The following is a 989-nucleotide window of genomic DNA, read 5'->3' as shown; positions in this document are numbered from 1 at the left end:
CGGACGAGCGGGCCGTTCGGCGTCGTGTGGAGCACGACGTGCACGCGCCCGCCCGGCGGCGTGAACTTGATGGCATTGTCCGCGAGATTGCTGAACGCCTCGAACAGCAATGCGCGGTCGCCGTGAATGCCGTCGACGCGTGCGGCATCGAGTTCGAACGACACGTCGACGGCTTCGGCCAGCGGCTCGTAGAGGTCGCACACGTCGCGCAGCAACGCCGCGACGTCGACCGCCGCAAAACCGCCGCGCCGGCTCAGCGTGCCGATCTCCGAGATGCGCAGCATCGCGCGAAAGCGTTCGAGCAGCCGGTCGGTTTCGTCGCGCGCGGACGCCAGCAGTGCCGCCGACGCAGGATCGTCCGCGCAGAACGGCTGGTCGGCCAGCCGCGCCAGCATCGTATGCACGCGTGCGAGCGGCGTGCGCAGGTCGTGCGCGATGCCGTCGCAGGTATGGCGCACCTCGCCCATCAGCCGCTCGACCTCGTCGAGCATGTGGTTCACGAGATGCGCGAGCAGATCGAGTTCGTCGTAGCGGCCAACCGGCAGCCGCTTGCCGAGATTGCCTTCGGCGATCTGCCGCGTGACGCGCCGGATCGCGGCAACGCGGCGCATCTGCCGCATGCCGAGCATGCTGCCGCCCGCGATGCCCGCGATCAGGATCATCACGCCGCCGATCACGAGCCCGCGGATCGCGACATCGCGAATCTGGATGAAATGCGACAGGTCGCGCGCGACGACCAGCGTCATCCCGTTGTCGCGGCGCACGGCCATCGCGCGCGTGATCGGCGCGGGCTGGCCGTCAAGCGGCGCGAGCGTGCGGTTCAGCGTGCGGCCGTCGCGATCCGTGCGTAGCGCGGGCAGCGTCGCGATGTCGCCGGCCACGCGATGCCCGGCCGCGTCGAACAGCCCGTAGAAACTCGTATGCATGCGCTCGTGCTCGAGCCGCCGGTGGATCGCGAGCGGCAGCGCCGCATCGGGGATCGAATCGAA

The 989-nt window shown here is 69.9% G+C and carries 1 protein-coding gene; it reads right to left on the bottom strand.

The features are described from left to right. A partial coding sequence (locus AC0KUR_RS37965) for a sensor histidine kinase (protein ID WP_473377400.1) occupies positions 1–989 on the bottom strand: 989 nt, incomplete at both ends.

Source organism: Burkholderia sp. YHN3-13 (assembly GCF_055810675.1).
Note: the sequence above shows the minus strand (reverse complement) of the source record. Positions and strands in the feature narration are given on the sequence as shown.